General features: G+C 59.7%; 14 protein-coding genes and 2 pseudogenes. 7 read left to right on the top strand and 9 right to left on the bottom strand.

Going from position 1 to position 20271, the window contains the following annotated elements; translation table 11 throughout:
• Positions 1–15: 15 nt before the first annotated feature.
• Positions 16–1086 (bottom strand): sugar phosphate isomerase/epimerase, encoded by a 1071-nt coding sequence (locus tag KW838_RS20425; RefSeq protein WP_218503044.1) that lies wholly within the window; start codon positions 1084–1086, stop codon positions 16–18.
• Between the two features lie 112 nt (positions 1087–1198).
• Complete coding sequence (locus tag KW838_RS20430) at positions 1199–2707, bottom strand: PLP-dependent aminotransferase family protein (protein WP_218503046.1); 1509 nt, start codon at positions 2705–2707, stop codon at positions 1199–1201.
• Positions 2708–3370: 663 nt separating this feature from the next.
• On the opposite strand from KW838_RS20430, the gene potE reads away from it, so the two are divergent.
• Positions 3371–4717 (top strand): putrescine-ornithine antiporter, encoded by a 1347-nt coding sequence (gene potE / locus KW838_RS20435; RefSeq protein ID WP_102699544.1) that lies wholly within the window; start codon positions 3371–3373, stop codon positions 4715–4717.
• A 42-nt stretch (positions 4718–4759) separates the two neighbouring features.
• Positions 4760–5665, top strand: coding sequence for an amino acid ABC transporter substrate-binding protein (locus KW838_RS20440; protein WP_102699545.1), 906 nt, complete (start codon positions 4760–4762; stop codon positions 5663–5665).
• Between the two features lie 197 nt (positions 5666–5862).
• Here KW838_RS20440 and KW838_RS29940 read toward each other — a convergent pair.
• The 4 genes and pseudogenes from KW838_RS29940 to KW838_RS20455 all read right to left on the bottom strand — a co-directional run.
• A pseudogene (locus tag KW838_RS29940) lies at positions 5863–6837 on the bottom strand (methyl-accepting chemotaxis protein); the annotation flags it as partial.
• Positions 6838–7149: 312 nt separating this feature from the next.
• Positions 7150–7428 (bottom strand): annotated as a pseudogene (locus KW838_RS29945) (PAS domain-containing protein); the annotation flags it as partial.
• Positions 7429–7687: 259 nt separating this feature from the next.
• The gene (locus KW838_RS20450; RefSeq protein ID WP_218503059.1) at positions 7688–8224 is read right to left on the bottom strand and encodes an AAA family ATPase; all 537 of its coding nucleotides are present in this window, start codon (positions 8222–8224) and stop codon (positions 7688–7690) included.
• Between the two features lie 414 nt (positions 8225–8638).
• Positions 8639–9976: an MFS transporter gene (locus tag KW838_RS20455; RefSeq protein WP_218503070.1), complete on the bottom strand. Its 1338-nt coding sequence runs from the start codon at positions 9974–9976 to the stop codon at positions 8639–8641.
• Positions 9977–10194: 218 nt separating this feature from the next.
• Here KW838_RS20455 and KW838_RS20460 point away from each other — a divergent pair, with 218 nt between their 5' ends.
• The gene (locus KW838_RS20460; protein ID WP_218503072.1) at positions 10195–10761 is read left to right on the top strand and encodes a nucleotidyltransferase family protein; all 567 of its coding nucleotides are present in this window, start codon (positions 10195–10197) and stop codon (positions 10759–10761) included.
• Positions 10762–10834: 73 nt separating this feature from the next.
• On the opposite strand, the gene KW838_RS20465 is transcribed toward KW838_RS20460, so the two are convergent.
• Positions 10835–14221, bottom strand: a complete 3387-nt coding sequence (locus tag KW838_RS20465) for an Ig-like domain-containing protein (protein ID WP_218503084.1) — start codon at positions 14219–14221, stop codon at positions 10835–10837.
• A 291-nt stretch (positions 14222–14512) separates the two neighbouring features.
• Between KW838_RS20465 and KW838_RS20470 the strand changes: the two genes are divergently transcribed.
• Positions 14513–14674, top strand: a complete 162-nt coding sequence (locus KW838_RS20470) for a DUF2986 domain-containing protein (RefSeq protein ID WP_218503086.1) — start codon at positions 14513–14515, stop codon at positions 14672–14674.
• Positions 14675–14728: 54 nt separating this feature from the next.
• Here the strand turns inward: KW838_RS20470 and KW838_RS20475 are convergent, their stop codons facing one another.
• Positions 14729–16051 (bottom strand): DUF1329 domain-containing protein, encoded by a 1323-nt coding sequence (locus KW838_RS20475; RefSeq protein ID WP_218503089.1) that lies wholly within the window; start codon positions 16049–16051, stop codon positions 14729–14731.
• Between the two features lie 414 nt (positions 16052–16465).
• On the opposite strand from KW838_RS20475, the gene KW838_RS29595 reads away from it, so the two are divergent.
• Positions 16466–16711: a hypothetical protein gene (locus KW838_RS29595; protein WP_256358916.1), complete on the top strand. Its 246-nt coding sequence runs from the start codon at positions 16466–16468 to the stop codon at positions 16709–16711.
• A gap of 26 nt (positions 16712–16737) precedes the next feature.
• Here the strand turns inward: KW838_RS29595 and KW838_RS20485 are convergent, their stop codons facing one another.
• Complete coding sequence (locus tag KW838_RS20485; protein WP_218503093.1) at positions 16738–17637, bottom strand: LysR family transcriptional regulator; 900 nt, start codon at positions 17635–17637, stop codon at positions 16738–16740.
• A 335-nt stretch (positions 17638–17972) separates the two neighbouring features.
• Between KW838_RS20485 and KW838_RS20490 the strand changes: the two genes are divergently transcribed.
• Together KW838_RS20490 and KW838_RS20495 are read left to right on the top strand one after the other, a co-directional pair.
• Positions 17973–19100 (top strand): Rieske 2Fe-2S domain-containing protein, encoded by a 1128-nt coding sequence (locus KW838_RS20490; RefSeq protein WP_218503112.1) that lies wholly within the window; start codon positions 17973–17975, stop codon positions 19098–19100.
• An 89-nt stretch (positions 19101–19189) separates the two neighbouring features.
• Positions 19190–20107 (top strand): Rieske 2Fe-2S domain-containing protein, encoded by a 918-nt coding sequence (locus tag KW838_RS20495; RefSeq protein ID WP_218503133.1) that lies wholly within the window; start codon positions 19190–19192, stop codon positions 20105–20107.
• The last annotated feature ends 164 nt before the right edge of the window (positions 20108–20271 follow it).

A 20271-nucleotide genomic window follows, 5' to 3' on the forward strand; every position in this document is an offset into this window, starting at 1 on the left:
CTCGGCACGTCAGGTTCAGGCGTCAGCGCAATGGGCCAGGGTCAACTCGGCCAGGGTTCGGAAATCGGCCAGCAGACCTCGTACATAGGCGACCTGGTTGTTTGCCCAACGGTGTTCATCGGCCAGCATTCGCTCCAGCGAGTAGCCTTGCGGCAGCGCTGTTTCACTCATTTCCCGGTACGCAATGAACGGGTCGGCGGCTTCGTCGAGCTGGCGGAACGCCGGTGCCACGTAGTGGTTTTCCTGCTCGAGAATGAAGGCGATCACTTGCGGGGTTGATTCGCCGAGCATCAGCAGTTCGAACAGCATGCGAGCGCTGGGCAGGTCGTCTTCGTCACTGCCTTGCAGCACGCCGTAATGCCCGAAGCCGTTCTGCTCAGGCACGATGCGCACACCCTTGAGGTGGGTCTGGCGTATGTACGGGGCCAGGGCGTGCAGTGCCGCAAGGGGTTGCTCGCAGGCATTGATCATGTTGCCGAAGTCGAACAGGGCGTGCAGGCGCGGATGGTTCAGCCGGCTCAGCAGTTGCGCGATTTCGCCGCTCTTGAGTTCCTCGTGCTGCTCGAAGTCGAAGAACAGGTCGTGCTCGTCTGCCTGTTGCGCGAGGTAGTGCAGGTCCGACTCGATCACGTCCATGACCCGGGACAGTGCCCCTTCGTAGCGTGAGTAGACACGGATGTTGCGGGTGCCCAGCGCCTTGGCAATGGCGATCACTTGATCGACATCTTTTTTCAGGGTGCTGCTGATTTCCAGGTGCACGTCCAGCCCGAGGGCATTGGCCTTGGCCGCGAACGCCTGAAGCTGCGTAGGCGTCATTTGACTCAGGCTGTTTTCCTCACCGTCGAGCAGGTGCAGGCTCAGGCCCTGCAGTTCGTGGCGATAGGCGAAGTCCAGCAGGTCGCCCGGGGTGACACGGCCGTGGGTCAGGTTGGTCAGCAAGGGGTAGGCATGGGCAAACAGGCGCAGTTGCCCAAGTCGGTCGAGCAACTGGCGGGCCAGTGCCTCGGTCAGTAGCGGGGGAGCCTCGGCCTCGACAGCCTTATGGCTGAGCAAGGCGTTGAATCGTTCCTGGATCTTATTGTTCATTCGAGTCGTTCCTGGTTCAGACACCGGGTCTACCGGCGCAGCCTTTATCGCGCCAGTCAGGAACTCTCGATAGATCCATTATCAGTTAAATCATAAGACCACTTGCCCGGTGTCAGGTGGCCGATTGCAGGTAGCCCATGGTGTCCAGGGCCTGGGCCAGCGCTTCGACCCGCGCCTGGGCCTGGTCTTCGGGGGTGCTGGCAAAGCCGATCAGCAGCGCCGGCGGCAAGACGTGCTCCAGGCAATAGTCACTCAGGGGATAGGTGTGAATGCCATGCTGGCCGAGTTCCCTGGCCAGGGCGTCGCCGTCGAGATGCGCGGGTAACCAGGCGATCAGGTGCATGCCGGCTTCCACCGGGGTGATCCTGAAGAAAGTCCCCAGCTGTTTCTGCAGCTGTTCGACCAGTGCCTGCTGGCGAGCCTGGTACAGGGCGCGCATCCGGCGAATATGGCCGAGGAAGTGGCCTTCGCGCATGAAGTCCGCCGTGGCGGCCTGAAGCAGGGTGGGCGGGCTGCGATCCATGACCGCCCGCAAGGTGCAGAAGGGTTCGACCAGGGCGTTCGGCAGTATCACGTACCCCAGTCGCAGCGAGGGGAAGAGCACCTTGCTGAAGGTCCCGGCGTAGATGACCCGGGCCCACTGGTCCATGGCATAGAGTGCTGGCAGCGGGCGGCCGTTGTAGCGAAACTCACTGTCGCAATCGTCCTCGATGATCCAGCTTTGATTCCGGGCGGCCCAGTCGATGAGTTCCTGGCGTCGCGCATAACTCATGGTGACGCCCAGGGGATGCTGGCGAGAAGGGGTGGTAAACACCAGGCGGGCGTCAGGACACAACGCCAGGCCTTGCCGGACATCGATCCCCTGTTCGTCGATACGCAAAGGCACGACCTGGCCCCCCTGGGCCTGGAGCGCAATGCGCGCCGCGATATGCCCCGGATCTTCCATCCAGAAGCTGTCCTGCGGATTGAGCAACAGCATGCCCAGCAGGTTGAAGGCTTGCTGGGCGCCGGACACGATGACCACCTGATCGGCACTGCAATCAATGCCGCGGGCATCGAAGACGTACTCGGCAATCGCCTCGCGCAGGGCCAGCAACCCCTGCAGTTCGCCATAACCGAGCATGGCCTTGGTCGGCTTGTGCAGGTGGCGGTTCAGCAGGCGCTTCCAGACCGATTGCGGGAACGCATCGTAAGCGCTGTGACTGGGCAGGAACGAGGTCGGGCTGCCGGTCGCCCAGTCAGCATAGGAAACACCGCGAAAATGATCGCTGCGCAGCGACAGCATCGACTGGCTCAGGTCGGACAGGCGAGGCGGCTGGCGCTTGTGCTCATCGTCTTCAATGCCGCGGCCTTCCCATTCATGGCCGACGTAAGTCCCGGCCCCGGTCCGCGACGTCAGGAAACCTTCGGCAATCAGTTGATCGAACGCATTGAGAATGCTGATTCGCGACAGCTCAAGCTCCTTGCTCAGGGTCCGGGTGGACGGCAGGCGCACGCCGCCCTGAAGCCTGCCACTGAGAATCTGTTTGCGAATCTGCAAGTAGAGTTGGCGGTACAAGGGGATGGAACTGGCACGGTCCAGTTCGATACCCGACAACAGCAAACCTGCGGAGGATTTCATTATTCGTTCGTCTGGATGGAGTGTGGTCTGGCCTGAATCGCTGTCAGGCACCCGGGTGCGAAAGGGTAGCGAGGGGCGCTGGATAAGTCATCCACCCCGGCGTCACTTGAGAATCATGGACGGGTTTTCGCAGGCAAGCGTTCAAACCTTGCCGGCCCACTGTAGGAGCTGCCGAAGGCTGCGATCTTTTGATCTTCACAATTCAAAAATCAAGATCAAAAGATCGCAGCCTTCGGCAGCTCCTACAGGTCGATAGGCTCAAATAAAAAGGTCTCGCCAACTCTTCCGCCGGAGCCTTCTCACCGTGAGCCAGGTTGGGTGCCCCCCCCATAGGTTGGATAAAGAAGGGCGTCTGACCGCCATGCGCCATGCCCAAAAGGCCCAGGAAAAAATCAGCAAGAAGTAACAGATTGTAAATTTGAACTATACCCAATAGGGCAATCGCTCCTGGCCCCGGGACATGATGCCTCCCCAGATATTCATCCCAGGAACTTCAACGTCGGACAGACCGAGAAATTCTGGTGATGAACGCTTTGAGAATCCCTGCCAGCAATGCGGTGCGTTTACAGGTTCAAGGTCTGATCAAGCATTGGCCCTGTCCGGCCCCGTGCTGCACGTCGCCAGGCCCAGGTTCAAAACACTGAACAAGGCAAGGAGTTTGCGATGGCTGATTCAAGCAAGAAAATGGGCCTGATGGGGCTCACGACGCTGGTAACGGTCAACATGATGGGCTCGGGCATCATCATGTTGCCCACCAACATGGCTCAACTGGGTGCCGTCTCGCTGCTGTCATGGATCTTCACCGCGATCGGCTCGATGGCCATCGCTTACTGCTTTGCCCAATGCGGAGTCTTCTGTTCACGTTCCGGCGGTTTGTCCGCCTACACCGAAGAAGCCCATGCGAAGTCGGGTTTTTTCCTCTGCTCGTACCTGTACTTCCTGTCCCTGGCCATCGCCAACGTGGCCGTGGCCATTTCGGCAGTGGGCTACATGACGGCCTTCGTGCCCTGGCTGGGCACGGGTGCCATTCCACTGTGCATCGGCACGATCTCGCTGATCTGGCTGACCACCTTCGCCAACTTCGGTGGTCCTGGCATCACCGGCAAGATCGGCGCCTTCACGGTGTGGGGCGTGATCATTCCGGTAGCCGGCCTTAGCATCATCGGCTGGTTCTGGTTCAAGCCCGATGTGCTGGCCGCCGCCTGGAACCCCAACAGCCTGCCGATTTCCGAAGCCATCAGCAAAGCCATTCCCCTGACCCTGTGGGCTTTCCTGGGCATGGAGTCGGCGGCCCAGGCCACCGATGCCGTGGAAAACCCCAAGCGCAATGTGCCGCTGGCCTGCCTGTTCGGCACCCTCGGTGCCGCCGTGGTCTATGTGCTGTCGACCACTGTCATCCAGGGCATCATTCCCAATGCCGAACTGGCCAAGTCCTCGGCGCCTTTCGCGCTGGTCTACGCCACGATATTCAGTCCGATGGTGGGCAATGTCGTCATGGCCCTGGCGGTCATGGCCTGCGTCGGCTCGCTGTTGGGCTGGCAATTCACCCTGGCGCAAACGGCGAAGATGACGGCTGACCAGAACCTGTTCCTCAAGCTGTTCAGCAAGGTCAACTCGATGAATGCGCCCGTCGTCGGCATGATCGTCTGCGGCGTACTGCAAACCCTCATGGCCCTGTCGACCATCTCCCCCGACGCCGCCGCGCAGTTCAGCAAGCTGGTCAGCCTGGCGGCGGTCACCAATCTGATTCCCTATATCACTGCGCTGACCGGCCTGCTGGTGATCATGCACAAGGCCGGGGTCTCATCAGCGATTCGCACGCGTAACGTGGTGGTCTTGCTGATTGCCGTCACGTACTCCCTGTACGCCCTGTATGCCTGCGGCAAGGACGCGGTGATGGGCGGCACCCTGGTGCTCGCTGTCGGCTACCTGCTCTACGGATTCCTCGCCAAGCGCTTCACCGAAGTGCCAGCGGCCAGCCAGGCCAGGCCTGCAAACCCTCAGGCGTAGCCATCAGGACTGCACAGACATCTGCATACGGGGAAACCGGACATGAACGTACCATTTGCCACAACCACCAGACTGCTGCTTGCCTTCGCACTCTTGACGCTGCCACTGATGGCCGGCGCCAACACCCTTGAACGCGTGCGCAGCAGCCACACCTTTAACCTGGGTTACTTGCCGGACCTGGCGCCCTTCAGCAAGCAGGAAGGCGACAAGGCCAGCGGTTATGCCATCGACCTGTGCCTGAAAGTCGCCGACAAGCTCAAGAGCGAACTGGGCCTGCCCGACCTGCAAGTGCACTACCTGCCGGTCACGGTTGCGGACCAGGTCAGTGCCGTGAGCCAGGGCAAGGTGGATATCCTCTGCACGCCGACTGCGCCCACTCTGGAACGGCGCAAGATGATCAGCTATTCCATCCCGGTCTACACCGCCGGCCTCTCGGTCGTGGTGCGCAACGATGCGGCCGAACCCTTGCTCAATGTGCTCAATGGCAAGGTCGCCAATAGCGGTCCGACCTGGCGTGCCAGCATCAACAATGGCCTGGCCAACCAGACCTACGCGACCCTCGAGGGCGGGGTGACCGAAGACTGGATTCGCGAACGGATGCGCCTGCTCAATGTGATCGCCTCGCTGGTGACCGTGGCCAACAATGACGAGGGCGTCAAGCTGGTCGCCGAGGGCAAGGCCGATGCCTTCTTCTCCGAACGCATGCTGCTGCGCAACGAAATCGCCAAGGGAGGTGCGGCGCAGAACCTGATGATCCTGGACCGCATCTTCGAGTACTCGCCGGTGGCGATGATGGTCGATCGCAACGACGAAGACTTCCGCCTGCTGGTCGATACGGCCCTGAGTGAAGCCTATTACTCGGGCTTTGTGGAAAAGGCCTACGACCAGTATCTGGGCGGGAGCAACCTTACCGTGAAGAGACTGTTCAGGGTGTATGCATTGCCTTAGTGAAATCATTGGCAACGGGCCGTCCGCCGACATATTGCTACTGTAGGAGCGAGCTTGCTCGCGATGGACTCAAGAGCGCCGTGTTCAGCCAGTGAGCACGCGTTATCGTTGACGACCTTCGCGAGCAAGCTAGCTCCTACAGATGATCAGCATCAATGGGCGAGGACCACGGCGAAGCAGGAATCGCCCTGTCGCTACTAACGGTTAAAACGCTCGGCCAGGCTGTGCAGGTATTCGGCCATGACTTCAAGATCCTGGCTGATTGCGGCACCTTGTTTGGCCTGCCCGGCGCTGTGATCACAGAGCTGGGCAATACGCGTGATCTGCTGATTGATGTCTTCGGCCACGTGGCTTTGCTCTTCAGACGCCGAGGCCATCTGCTGGCTCATTCCGGTAATCCGGGTGACGGCCTGACTGATGCCGACCAGCGCCGACTGCACTGCCTCGACACGCTGCATGCTTTCGCGGGACATCTGCTCACCACGGCTGGCCGTGGACACTGCGCGATCGGCACCGTCGTACAGAGAGGCAATGATGCCGTGGATCTGTTCGGTGGAGGTGCGAGTGCGTTGTGCAAGGGAGCGCACCTCGTCGGCCACCACGGCAAAGCCGCGACCTTGCTCACCGGCCCGGGCCGCCTCGATCGCCGCATTGAGCGCGAGCAGGTTGGTCTGTTCGGCAATGGACGTGATGACATCCACGACACTGCCGATCGATTGCGTTTCACTGGCCAATGCGTTGACCGCCTTGCCGATCTCGTTGACCGCCTCATGCATGGTTTCCATGGCACTCAGGCTTTGCCGGGCCAGCTCACTGCCCTCACGCGTCAACTGGTCCGCCTGCGACGCGGCATGCGCGGTGCTGATGACGTTCTGGGTGACTTCCTGGATGGTGGCGGCCATCTGTGAGATGGCGGCGGCAGACTGATCGGTTTCACTGCGCTGACGATCCAGCGACTGCGCCTGGGAACCGGAGAGTTCGGATGACTGCGCGGCCTTGGCCTTGACATTGACCCCGGCATCGACAAGTCGGCTCAGGGCGGTCTGCAAGCGCGCTTCCTCACTGACCATGGCCATGTCCAGGCGCCCCTGGGGACCATGGTTGTCGCTGTAGGTGAGCGCGACCAATGGATCGGAAAAAGCTTTCGGATGCTCGGCCAGGGTGCGCTCGATGTCTCTGCGATGCCGGGACTCGATCAGGTACCAGGCCATACACAGGCTCGCCACCATCAGCCCCTGTGCCGCCGCATTGGGCAGCCACTGCTCGGCGAGCAATGAAACTGCGCCAGCGATCAGCAACGGCCACCCGTGTTGCAGCGGCCGGGAAATCCGCGTGCTCAGCGAAACGATGGGCTTGCCGGCCCGCATCCGTGCATAGAGTGCTGCTGCCCGACGAACCTGGTCGCGGCTGGGCAGCGAACGAACCGACTCGTAGCCACTCAGGCGTCCGTTTTCATGGATGGGCGTGACGTAGGCACTGACCCAATAGAAATCACCATTCTTCGCGCGGTTTTTCACAATGCCCATCCAGGGCTTGCCTTGCTTGATGGTGTGCCACATGTGAATGAATACCCCGGGAGGCATGTCGGGGTGTCGAACCAGGTTATGGGGCTGGCCCACCAATTCGTCGTAGGTGAAACCGCTGATGGCAACAAAGGCCTCATTGCAGTAGGTGATCCGGCTATCGAGATCGGTCGTGGAGATCAATCGTTGTTCGGCGGGAAATACTCTTTCATGTTCGGTTACGGGTAAATTCACGCGCATACAATGCGGCCCCTCGGATTATTATTATGATGTTGAGCCTGTAAACCAGAACGGACCCGCCGTCAGATCGCGGGATTCAACGCGCGCGGGCCCGAAGAGGAATTTATGGAGGGGGGAGGCTGACGGAGATTCATTCGACGACAATTTCTTTTCATTTCATGACAAATCCACGATGTCGCTGTGGAATCATGGGTGACGTCGAATCGAGTGAGTTTCGGGGCGCGAGGCATAACCTCCGGTGACGGATGTCGTCGCCTCTCTATTCGAGGCAGGTTCCAGGCATGGCGGGCAAGCCATGGAGAAAGGCGGCAATCTGCCGGCCATTGCGCAAATGCACCACGGGAATCCGCGGGCCGATGGCCAGGCGCACCGCTTCGATACCCGGGCGGTAGCCTCGATCGAAATTCCACACGAACTCAAGGAACGTCAGGAACGCCCGGTCGAGCTTCTCTGCGCAGCCGGCTGCAAGGTCAGGGCGAGGACGGTTCATGAGGCTGCGCAGGATCACCCGGGCGAAACAGGTGAGGCGCGGCGTATCGAGCCAGATGATCAGGTCGGCCCGGGGCAGGCGCAGGTCGAAGGTGCGCCGGGCATAGTTGCCTTCACAAATCCAGCTATCCGCTGCAATCGCTGCGCTGACCCGCGCGCGGAACTGCTCAGCGTCGGGTTCGATCCAGCCGGGCTCCCAGAACAAGGTATCGAGGTGCACCACGGGCAGCCCCAGATGCTTGCCGAGGGCGCGGGCGAGGGTGGATTTGCCGCTGCCGGCATTGCCCAGAATAACAATCCGTTGCACGAGTGACGTCCTGTCGAAAAAAGTTCTTTACGCATTCCCGGGAAACTGTGGGAGCCAGCCTGCTGGCGATGCACTCAAGCGCGCCGCGTTCATCCAGGTCACACGCGTAATCGTTTACGACCATCGCTGGCAGGCCAGCTCCAAGGTATCGGGTGTGTCTGTAGGAGCTGCCGCAGGCTGCGATCCTTTGATCTCAAGCCCGCCAAAAGATCGCAGGCTGCGCCAGCTCCTACATGGGAACGCGTTCATCCGGTTAACACGCGTTATCGTTAACGACCATCGCTGGCAAGCCCGCGGCCTCCAAACCAGTGAAAGCCCCAAAAACAGCCGGCGATTGTGCAGGGTTTTGCTTGCCAGTCAAAGGCCTCTGAGGGAAACCTCGCTGACTTGACGCCTGCCGGCCCGTTTCGTGTGTCAGGCGGAGGCACCCACGCCTTCGGCTTTCTCCTGCACCGCCACGTCATGCAGGGAAATCCTCGAGGTCTCCGGCAATGCCAGTCCCCCCGCCAGCGCGAGCAATGCGATCGCGATCAGGTAGAACGCCGGCGACAGGTTGCTGCCGGTGGTGCTGATCAGCCACGTCGCCACCAGCGGCGCGGTGCCGCCGAACAGGGTGTACGCCATGTTGTAGGTGATGGCCGAGGCGGTGTATCGAGTGCGGGTCGGGAAGGTTTCCGAGAGCAAGGCCGCCGTCACCACGCCACACAACACCGCGCCGATCGCCAGGAGCATGACGCCGACGACGGACGCTGCGAACGAGCCGGAGCTGGCCATCAAGAATGAGGGATACACGACAACGATCAACAGCGCGCAGGCCGTCATCACCGTCATGCGACGCCCGACCCGGTCCGAATACAGTCCGGCCAGCGGGCAGATCGCCGCGGCGAACAGCAATGCAATCAGTGACACCAGCAACGCCGTGGCGCGACTCAGGCCACCGGCGACTTGCAGATAAGTCGCGAAATAGGTGGTGAACATATAAAACGACAGGGCGGTCAGTGACACGAAGGCCCCCAGGCAACAGATCGCCGCCCCATGGTTGCGCAAGGTGTCCTTGAGTGGCGAGTGGGCGACCGCATGTTCCTGGGTCACCGCCTGGAATGCCGGCGTCTCGTCGAGCTTCCAGCGCAAGTAAAGCCCCACCAGGCCCAGCGGCGCAGCGATCAGGAACGGCAGGCGCCAGCCCCAACTGCCCATGGCTTCGGCCGACAATGACGCCTCGAGCGCGTAGGCCACCACGGCGGCCGCGGCGAAGGCGGAAAATGTCGACACCGGGATGAAGCTGCCGTACCAGGCGCGTTTGTCACTCGGTGCATGCTCCATCAGGTAGGCACAGGCACCTGCGTATTCGCCCCCGGCGGAAAAGCCCTGGGCGCAACGGATCAGCGACAGCAGAATCGGCGCGGTGACCCCGATCGCCGCATAAGTGGGCAGCAGACCGATCAGGGTCGTCGCGCCTGCCATCAGCAGGATGGTCATCGCCAGGGTTCGCTTGCGGCCGATCCGGTCCCCCAGCATGCCGAAGAAAATCCCGCCAAGGGGCCGAAACGCGAAGGCCACGGCGAACACGGCGAAGGTCTTGAGCAGCGCGGCACTGGCATCGCCGCTGGGGAAAAATTGCTGGGCGATGGTGGTGGCCAGAAAGCCATAGACGGCAAAGTCGAACCACTCGACGAAATTGCCGATGCCGGCGGCGACAATCACTCTTCTCAGTGTTTGCGGGCTGACTTGTTCCGTATTTGCGCTCGTCATGCTTGACCTCGACAGTTCGTCAGTAAGCTATCGATTATCGGGGCAGGCACGGCGCCGGCTCACTTCAAAAGTGTCATCCACGTAGTCAGTACCGACGAGATAACGCTGAATGGCACCTGATTGGCCGGATAAGGGAACGGGCCGTGTTTTTCGTGAACTTGTAAAGCGCCGGGGGTATTGTCGGTCGCCAGGATCAGATCGATAGGGAAGGGATGAAGATGACATTGACGGCCGAAAGCCTGGTCAGGATCGCAATGACCAACCCGGTCAACGCAGAAATTTACACACGCTTGCCCGAGCTTGGCTTGAACCAATGCATGCTCACGGCCGGTTGCCTGTTCCAGGCCGTCTGGAATCATCAGTCGCAGCGACCGCCAGAATGGGGCGTGAAGGATTACGACGTCTTTTACTTCGATGATGATCTGTCCTGGGAAGCAGAGAATGAGGTCATCCAGTCAGCCCGGCATCTGTTCAACGACCTCGACGTGAACATTGAGGTGAAGAATCAGGCTCGCGTACACCTGTGGTACAGCCAGCGGTTCGGCGGGGAGTATCCCAGGCTTCAGTCGGCCAGAGACGGGATCGACCGCTACCTGGTTGCCGGTACCTGCATAGGTTGGGATGTCGCCACCGGCGAGGTCTATGCCCCCAACGGCCTGGCCGACACAGAGCACGGGCTGCTTCGAATCAATCCAGGCAATCCCAGGCCGGACTTGTTCGATCAGAAGGCCAGAAGTTATCAGGCTCGCTGGCCATGGCTCAGGATCATCGCGCCGCAAAGTTGAACGGGACCCACCGAACTGACCGATTCGGGCCTCAGATCCGTTGAGGCCCTCGTCGCTAAAGCCAGGTTGAAACTCAGTTCTTCACGACCGGCACCGTCACGGTTTTGCCGAACGCCGACTTGATGGTCGCCGTCGGGGCAGCCGCCGGGCCGCTGCCGACGGTTGTCACCGCTATATTCCAGCGCGCGCCTGTAGGCGTAGTGGTCAAGGTGGCGGTGCCAAGGTTCACTGTGCCGGTTGTGGTCGTGGCAGTCGCCGTGATGGTATTGCCCGCGCCACGCGAGGTGGTGCCCGACAGCACCCAATACCAGCGGCCGCTGCTGCGGGCGGTGACGGTGGCGCTGGTGACGATCAGGTTCTCGACGACCCCTGCCGAGACCGCCACGGACACCGTCGCCGGTGCCGACTCCGCGTTCTTGGCATCGCTGGCCCTATAGGTAAAGGTCGCGGTGAACGGCGCGGGGATCGTGGCCGGTGGTGTGTAGATCACACGCAAACCGTCGGTGCTGACCGAGCCCTTGCCGGAGTCCGGTTGCTCCAGACCCACCACTTTAAGTGGCACGTTGCCGTCAGGGTCGCTGTCGTTGGCCAGCACGTTGATGGTCACCGGTTGGCCGGTGTTACTGATGGCGCTGTCGGGGTTGGCGACAGGTTTCTGGTTGGCGAGGTCTTCGACACGTTCATCGCCAGTGCGGAAAGTCGGCAGCGCGGCGGAATTGACGTAGGTGACGCCGTCCCAGCCGGGCAGGGGCGTTGGCATCAACTGGAACTGGCCGGGGTGCTCGACATCCCAACGCATCAGCATGGACGTGTCCTCGTGCTGGGTGTTGTGGCAGTGCTCCAGGTAGGTCCCGGCGAACTCGCGGAAGCGGATCGCAATGTCAACGTCCACCGAACTGTCGATGCCTTGACCGATGAGATAGACGTCTTTGCGCGCCCATTTTTCCCATTCTGGCGGCGCCTTGCCGTCGCGGTTGAGGACGATGCCCTCTTCGAAATGCACGTGCACCGGGTGGCTCCAGCCGTTGCCGCCGTTCCTGATTTTCCACACTTCCAGGGTGCCATCGCCGGAGAACCCGGCAGGGGTCGGACCGGTGGCCAGTTGCGGAGCGGCGCTGACGATCCGAGGATCCATTTGGTAGCCGAAACCACCATCGGTCTTGATCGTCCAGGGTTCTTCGTCGGTGCCGTCGGAGCGACCGAAGATGAACTCGCGATGGCGCGCAGCCTTGAGCTTGGCCTGCACCACCGGATCATCGCGGTTAAGGGTCAGTGGGATCATGCTTTTACCCACCGGCTTGCCCGGCTTGGCGGGTTCGTAGTCGGCGGGGTTCATGCTCACGTCCTGGCCGGAATATGGCTGGACCACCATCTGCATGAACTTGCCCACCGCCGGGTCACCCAAGTCCCATTCCAACCCCTTGCTGCCCAGCTTGAGCACCGCTTTGTACTTGCCGGACAGCACATCGGCCAGGCTCAGCGCAATATTCTCCGGACCCTTGCCGTCGTGGTGCTCCATCAGGTTGACGAAGTACAGCTTGTCGCCGGTCTTGATCCCGTACTTCGAGAAGTTGACGATGATGTCGAAACGCTCGGCAATGCCCTGGGTGGGCAGTATCGCGTTGTGGTCCTGCACATCGCCGTCGGCGTCCAGGTCCATGCTGCCGTCGAACGGCACGGCGTGTTCCATGAGGTTGCCGTCGTTGGCGATCATGTGGAAGGGCACGCGGGTATAGGACAGGCCCGAACCTGCCGGGCCGGGGAATTCACCCCCGGTGCCGGCGACTTCACGCACCAGCGCGATCCTGAAGAAGCGCGACACCGAGCCATTGAGGATGCGGAAACGATAGCTGCGCGCACGCACGTTCAGGCGCGGCTGGTACTGCCAGTTGACCAGGATCTGATCGCCGAGGAAGCCATCGGTGTTGAACGGGTTGAACCACAACTGGCCATTGGCATCCCAGGCCTTGTCGGCCACCATCAGGTTGACGTCGTAGTCACGGTTGCCCCAGGGCAATGCCGAACCGCTGGGCAGGCGCAGGTTGACACCGTCCTGCAGCGCTTCGTTGCCGCGGTCCATGGCGCTGTAGTAGTTCATCATCGACGCGCTGCCCTTGTAGACGTTTTGCGCGGTGAAATCGAGCATGTGGTCGTGGAACCAGTGGGTGCTCATGGTTTCGCGCCAGTCGCCACGGATCTTGATGGTGCCGTTGTTGCAGGTCTTCAGGCCCGGCGTGGCATCGTTGACGTACAGGGTTTCACCCGGGGCGCAGGGGAACGCCGCGCGCGAATCCTGCGCAGTGGTATTGATGCTGTCATAGCCGGCCAACTGAATCGGCCAGCGATAGTCGTAGTACTGCCCCGGAAAGAAAAACGCATTGGCATAGCCGTCGCTTTCGGCCGGGGAGTGGCCGTTGTGTTCGTGGGTGCTGAGGGTGTGCAAGCCAAAACCCATGTTGGCCGCCGGGTCGATCGGCAGGGCGTTGTAGTGGCGCATCAGCACCGGCTGGCCGTAGCGCACCATCAGCAGTTTTGGCGGGAAGGTGCCGTCGAAGGTCCAGAGCGCCTTGTGGTTCTGGATCGGCATGTTGGGGTGGAAACGGGTATCGATGCCTTTGGTGGTGCCCGCAATGATCGGGTTGTCCGAGGTCTGGTTGTAGAGCCCGCCCGGCCCGAACTCACCGACGGCGTAGTTGTGCAGCTGGCGACGGTCGCGCATGCCGCCGTTGAGCTTGGCGCCTGCTTGGGCGGTCTTGAAGGCGACCTGTGGGTAGAACTCGTTCCAGCGCTGATGCGACCAGCCTTTTCCTGGCGGACGCCCCTCGGCCGGCGAGCCGACCGGATGGCGGTTGAGGAAGGCTTCTACCTGCGCTTTCCACGGGTTACGGTCCAGCACGTTGGAATACTGTGACGGAAACGGGTACAGCCCGGGCTGGCGCATGAAGGCTTCGAGCGCTGCGGCCGAAGGGCCGCTGCGGGCGATGCTGTTCGGGTCCTGCACGGGCGCCGGGCCGACGGTCGGAGACGGGAAGGTCAGGGTGGGCGGCGGCAGTGTCGGGTCGAGTTTTTCCGTGCCGAATTCTTCGAACAACAGCAGTTGCTGAGTGTACGGCTGCGCCCCGAACAACGGGCTGGGCTTGCCGTTGGTGGGGATCTTGAACGATGTCTGCAGCGCTGGCGGCAGCACGTTGTCGGTCGTCGGCGTGGTGCGGGTACCATACACGCCATTGGGCAGGGCGAAGGCGCCCGTGTTGGTGGGTGGCATGGCCTCTATGGCATCCAGCGCGGCCTGGGGATCGGCCGGCGGATTGGTAAACGCCGAGGGGTCCGTCGGTGGTGGCGGGCCGAAATCATCCAGCGGCGCGGCGTCTGCCGTGGCCAGGGAAAGGAGCATCGCACAAGGCAGGCTTGATCTGCGCAGCCGGTCGAAGGAATTGCATGGTGGTGTCGCGCTTTTCATTTTTTTCACCCCTCGGCTGATGTCCCGTCGTCTCCATGTCCGGGACGACCGCTGTTGTGGGCACAAGTGGGGGAGTGCAACTAATGAGCCATCACCGGGGAAAAGAAAAAACTCAGGTAAATGAACGGGTTGTTGACTGGGTGTCCAGCAGCAGAAGCGGGGGATATTCCTCCAATTTGGTGGTGATTACCCGGAAGGGTGGGTGAAGGACCCCAGTTATGGGGAACGTGGCAGCCCGGTCTGAATGTTTAAGCTGATATCATTCAAGAAATACCGGTTGAGCAGAACAGCATGAATCGTCGCAAGAAAATAAATCAGTTGTTAAAGGCTAACGCCAAAAAGGCCAGTGCCAAACTGGCACCGAAAAGCAAGGATAAGTACATCAGCAAGGCTGACCGATTGAAGCTGGCTGCCGAAGCGGCTCAAGACCCGGTTGTTACCAGCGAGAGCTGATCCGCGCAGCTCACGCCCCCCTTTTTCCAATAAGGGGGCTCTGCCACCACGAACTCAGCGAATACCTGCACCCGCCATGGACTCCGGCACCCACTGCGCCGTCGATAGCGGCTCGATGTAGCGGATACCGCCATGAGGGCCCACCACGCCATTGATGTTGTAGGTGCCTTTCGACAGGTCGTACGTCATGAAGGGCGTGGCATCCGGGACTTGCTGGTCATAGCTCTGGCTGAAGAAAGCGAAGGAGCCGCGATACAGCTGGCCACGGGTGTCGTACTGATCGGAGGCCACCGCAGCCCAGGTATCTTCATCCAGGTAAAAGCGGCGCTTCTGGTAGATGTGCTTTGCACCGGGCTTGAGGTTGCCCTCCACGACGTAGACCCGGTGCTTTTCCCAGCGAACGAAATCCGGGGCAATGAAATCGGGCGTGGTCAGGGATTTGGCGTTGCGAGCGTAGGTGAGCTTGTAGGTGTTGTAGGGCACGATCATTTCTTGCTTGCCGACCAGCGTCCAGTCATACAGCTCGAGCGCACGGGCAGTACCGGGGTTGGGCGTGTCGTAGGCCAGGATCGAAATCTGTTTGACCCGGCGCTGGGCCGGCATGTACTGCCAGGCGCGGCCAGGAAACTCCGTTGGATTGGTGGCGTTCTTGAGCATGATCGACTCGCCGGCTCGGCGCGCAGGCCCGGTATAGGACAGTTTCAACTGATAATAAATGTCCGAGCTGTTGAACGGCTTGGACATGTTCTCGTAGATCGGGAAGGAGACGAATGCCTCGCCGGTGACTGCCAGGCTCGGTACGCCGGCCGTGTCGACAGTCCAGGAGTCGTACTTGGAGTGGATGTTGACGCCCTGGTAGCGCAGCAGGAAATTCCACATCGCCTCGGCGCCCGATTGCGGGATCGGGAACGGCACCCCGGGCATCACATTGTCGATGGCGATCCCGCCGTTGAGGGACCTGGCATTGGTGGCATTCCTGCGACTGTTGTCCAGTACCGCCTGGGGCAGCGATGCCGTGCGGTGGGTCGGGTACACGTCGATGCGAAAGCCGGGGTAGCGCTTGGCCAATGCCACGGTGGTGGCGGTGAGCATGCCTTTGTACGAATCGACGTTCTTGCCGTTGATCACCAGCAGCGGTTTTTCGCCCGCAAAGGGGTCCGGGCGCATGCTGTCGCCGGACTTGTAGCCGGGCGGGGCAGTGGTCAGGCCGCCGCTGTAGGGCGGAATGGAGCCATCGGCATTACCGGCCTTTTCGGCGCCCACCCACGTCAGGCTGCTGCCCAGCCGGGCGGCTTCCTGGTTCGATACATAGGCGTGGGCATCGATGGCCAGCGCCATGAGGGGTACGGCAGCCAGAAGACTTTTCACGAATTTCATATTGTTGTTCTCCTGCCTGGTGTTCCAGGCAACTTCTTCCCGGAAAGCTGTAGGAGCCAGCCTGCTGGCGATGGACTCAAGAGCGCCGCGTTAATCCTGTTCACACGCGTAATCGTTAACGACCATCGCCAGCAAGCTGGCTCCTACAGGTATTGCGTTTCACGGGATTGCGTGAGGAACCATTAAAAGCCCCACGCATCACAGACGCTTTTCATTCGACGACAGCCCCTTGGCTATTGATGACAGGTCCGGTCGGTCTTGATGGCGTGGTCGCTGAGAGTGACCGTCACTTGTTTGTAATTCCCAACGGAATCATTGAGTTACAGAATGGTCATAAGCCTGTCTGAGCACTGCCCGGATGAACGTTTCGAGCAGCCGTGACCCTTCCATAATTCCGACATTCAGGACGTTTTCATGAATCGCGCAGCAATCTTGATCTTGGCCATTTCCAGCGCCGTGTTGTTGGGAGGCTGCGGCCCGCATTGGGATGACGGAGAACGGTACGGGCGATATCACGATCATGATCATCGACGTGGTGACGACTGGAGAGGGAACGATGATCGAGGTGATGACCGTGACTATGATCGTCGCGGCTATGATCGAAGCGACTATGATCGCGATCACCGTCGCTACCGTGATCGCGATGACAATGACGACTGACAGGTCGCATTGAAATGCGGGGGGGGCTAGTGGGGAGCTGCTGTGAAACCTGGCCCACCGCGCAGCTTGTGCCTGAGGCTGGAGAACAGAAAATCGAACATTTCTTTCTTGCAGGCATCCAGCGGAATCGCTTCGAGTGAAAGAAGCCAGAGATCCGATCCTTGCCCTGTCCCCGTCATGAACCCCGGAAGCTGAACAAGCCCGGGGTCGGACTCGGCAAAGGCTTGCCACATCAGCGCGACATTTTGACCCGCTTGAGTGGCCGCCTTGAGCGCGGCCCAGGAGTCTACCCAGCTACCGGTCCGGGCGTCTTCCTTGAGATGACGGGTCATCCAGCTTGCCAGCATGCAGCCGTTCATGTCTTCAGACCACCCAACCCAGGTTGAGTGCTCCGGGTCCACACGGGGACGAGGGGGGCTCGCGGCGCCATAAACCGCGAGTGACAATCTACCCAGGCAAAGCCCTGTCAAATACTCAGGTCTTGCCCTCAAGACGCCCAGGGCGATGTCGGCTTTGCGTTGGGTCAGAGCGATTCCCGGGTCGCGTACGCTTGAAACTTCAACGGTCACTTCGGCATGGGTCTGTTGAAAACGCATGATGTCGGGGAGCAGGTCGCTGCCCAGTTCCGCTGCGACGGCAACGCGAACATGCCCCTCCAGTGCGCCTTGTTGTTTGACGAGTGTGGTTGACAACTGCGCGACATGCTTTTCGAGTTGCTTAGCACACTTCAAGACTTTGACGCCTACTTCAGTTGGATGATATCCGGACGCCGATTGTTTGAAGAGTGGACTGCCGATGCGTTTTTCCAGTGCTTCGACACGACGGCCTACAGTTGTTCGATTAACCCCCAACGCTTTTGCGCCACCCAAATAGGAACCCGCTTCAACGGCGGCGAGGAAATAACGTAGATCGTCCCAGTCCAGCATTCTTGATGGTCCTTTTTGTTCTAATAGTGTTTCCGATCTTTCCCCTCAAACACGGGTTTACTTGTGCTTGATCAGTATCTGGTTGACGGGGGGCGAGGCTGTGCATAAAAGCACGTATGGGTGCAGCGATCAACCATTCGGGAAACCCGGAACTCAAAGTAGCCTCATGGCGCCTGCGGTGTACGCCTGCATTAAGGCAACTTGATTGCAGCGTGCGAGAATGCACTGTTGCGTGCAAATTTGAACCTTTACACAGCATTCTTGCACTACTAGTTTTCTTCACGTTCATCTGTATAGCAGTTGGCCCTGGAAGTGAACTTCATAGAGGAAGGAAGATGGTTGATTTTGCACGGATAATCTCGAAGTTGCCTGATCGCTATGCACGTGGCTGGCATTGCTTTGGACTTGAAAGAAATATCAAGCGGGGCGAAATAACTTCTCTTGAGGCCTTTGGCACAGAACTGGTGGCGTTCCGTGGTGAGGACGGACAGATTCGGGTGTTCGATGCTTACTGCCCCCATATGGGAGCGAACCTGGCAAACGGAACCGTCAAGGGAAATACCCTGGAATGCCCGTTTCACTCATGGCAGTGGGGCGATGGCGGTTACTGCGAAAAGATTCCTTACTGTGAAAAAATCCCGCCTAAAGCACGGATCCGGCAGTGGGAAAGCATGGTCGAAAACGAACTTCTGTTTATCTGGCACGATCACGAAGGTCAGGGGCCGATTGCTGAACAGAAAATACCGGCTCACAGATGTTGTACTGAAGATGGCTGGTCGGATTGGGCCGTTATCAGCAAGCCGGCGAATACCAACTGCCGGGAACTGATCGATAACCTTGCCGACGTGTATCACTTTGAACCGGTCCACGGCTCACCCGTCAGTAGTTACCTCAATGTTTCGCAAGGACATACATACTGCCAGATGCTGACGGGCGGAAATCAGTTGATTGGTACGGGCGATTCGCTACGCAGTATTGCCTATTATTATGGGCCGTCCTATGTAATAGCGGACATGGAAGCCGAAATGTGGGGCTATAAGCTCGAATGCATCATGATGATTGGTAACGTTCCGATTAATCATGATCGCTTCATGATGCACTTCGGGATGAAAGTGCGGGCGCTGGAGTGCTTGTCTTTTTCCGAGAATCAAAAGCTCATTGCTGAATACATTGCCAACGGGCAGGAAACTTTCTTTCAGGATCTGCGTATCTGGGATAACAAAAAACGCGTGGACAATCCAATTTTATGCGGCGGGGACGGGCCGGTATATCAGTTGCGCGAATGGTATGACCAGTTTTATCTGGACCGTGAGCAAGTGCCCCTTAAGTCCATCGAGAAAAGAGTGTTTGTTTCTCGCGAAAGAGAGGATACGGCGCAATGGCTTCTGGATGTTCATGGTGTCGGGCTCGATGGCCAGGCAGTCAGCCAAAGGGAGGGGTTGCTGTCTGGTTCTGACGCATAGGGTGGCGCGCAAAAAAACAATAAAAGCCTGGAGATACAACCGTGAAAAAAGACTTTTTTTCTGAACGATTCCCCAAGGGATGGTTTGGTGTGCTCTTTTCAAGTGAGCTGGCCGCAGGGGAAATAAAATCGTTCAAGTACTTCAATCGGGATTACGTGGCTTTTCGGGGTGAAAACCAGGAAGTGGCGATACTCGATGCGCATTGCCCTCACCTTGGCGCCCACCTTGGCGGCGGCAGTTGCGTAGGAAATACCATTCGCTGCCCCTTCCACGGGTGGCAGTTCGATCAGGAGGGAAAGTGCACCGCCATCCCGTACTCGGAGCGTATTCCACCCAAGGCGAAGGAAGGCGCCCTGAAATGGCACCCCGTACGCGAACTCAACCAGATGATTCATCTCTGGTTCGACCCTGAAGGTGGCGAGCCCGAATGGGAGGTTCCGCGGTCAGCCGAAATGAGCGGGGAGGAGGGCTGGACGCGTTGGTACTTCAAGCGCTGGAGGATCAAGACCCAGGGTAAGGAGATCATCGAAAACCTGGTGGATACCCCGCACTTCGCCATCGTTCACCAGTCGCCCATCGACAAGATCACCGTTGAATACGACAGGCACATCGCGCGGCAGATTTCCTTGATTGGCCAGCACCCCACACTGGGCAGTCAACTGGAGACGGTGGCCACCTACTTCGGACCCGGCGTCATGCACGTTGAAATGCAGGGTACCCACGAAAGCCGCCAGGTCAACTTCCATACGCCGGTCGATCACGAGAGTCTGGACCTTTGCTACGGATTGAAGCTGCGCCATGATCATGCGATTGCGGATATTGACGCCATTGCCGAGGAGTACGCCGGGTTTGCCCATAAGGCGTTCTACGAGGATGTCGAAATCTGGGAGAACAAGGTGTATCGCGAGTCGCCGCTGTTGTGCCAGGCGGACGGTCAGCTGTTCGAACTGAGAAAGTGGTATCGACAGTTTTTTGTTGATGCGCCACCTCAGGCCAACATTGCCTGATCAATGGTCCCCTCCATAGACAGCAATACAGGAACGCCACTCGCTAGAGTGGCGTTTCTTTGTCTGGGCCGGTTGATGGAACGTATCACCGTAGAGACGCTGGCCCGGGCAATACGCAGCGAATAATTTGCAGCCCGTCTCATACCTGGCACTAAAGTGAACAA

It is taken from the genome of Pseudomonas sp. PDM27 (genome assembly GCF_019219205.1).
In the GTDB taxonomy this organism is placed as follows: domain Bacteria; phylum Pseudomonadota; class Gammaproteobacteria; order Pseudomonadales; family Pseudomonadaceae; genus Aquipseudomonas; species Aquipseudomonas laurylsulfatiphila.

Coding starts and splice junctions, on each gene's coding strand:
- potE (WP_102699544.1), top strand. CDS start 3,371: ATGGCTGATTCAAGCAAGAAAATGGGCCTGATGGGGCTCACGACGCTG.
- KW838_RS20460 (WP_218503072.1), top strand. CDS start 10,195: ATGACATTGACGGCCGAAAGCCTGGTCAGGATCGCAATGACCAACCCG.
- KW838_RS20455 (WP_218503070.1), bottom strand. CDS start 9,976: ATGACGAGCGCAAATACGGAACAAGTCAGCCCGCAAACACTGAGAAGA.
- KW838_RS20490 (WP_218503112.1), top strand. CDS start 17,973: ATGGTTGATTTTGCACGGATAATCTCGAAGTTGCCTGATCGCTATGCA.
- KW838_RS20470 (WP_218503086.1), top strand. CDS start 14,513: ATGAATCGTCGCAAGAAAATAAATCAGTTGTTAAAGGCTAACGCCAAA.
- KW838_RS20475 (WP_218503089.1), bottom strand. CDS start 16,051: ATGAAATTCGTGAAAAGTCTTCTGGCTGCCGTACCCCTCATGGCGCTG.
- KW838_RS20465 (WP_218503084.1), bottom strand. CDS start 14,221: ATGAAAAGCGCGACACCACCATGCAATTCCTTCGACCGGCTGCGCAGA.
- KW838_RS29595 (WP_256358916.1), top strand. CDS start 16,466: ATGAATCGCGCAGCAATCTTGATCTTGGCCATTTCCAGCGCCGTGTTG.
- KW838_RS20425 (WP_218503044.1), bottom strand. CDS start 1,086: ATGAACAATAAGATCCAGGAACGATTCAACGCCTTGCTCAGCCATAAG.
- KW838_RS20440 (WP_102699545.1), top strand. CDS start 4,760: ATGAACGTACCATTTGCCACAACCACCAGACTGCTGCTTGCCTTCGCA.
- KW838_RS20485 (WP_218503093.1), bottom strand. CDS start 17,637: ATGCTGGACTGGGACGATCTACGTTATTTCCTCGCCGCCGTTGAAGCG.
- KW838_RS20430 (WP_218503046.1), bottom strand. CDS start 2,707: ATGAAATCCTCCGCAGGTTTGCTGTTGTCGGGTATCGAACTGGACCGT.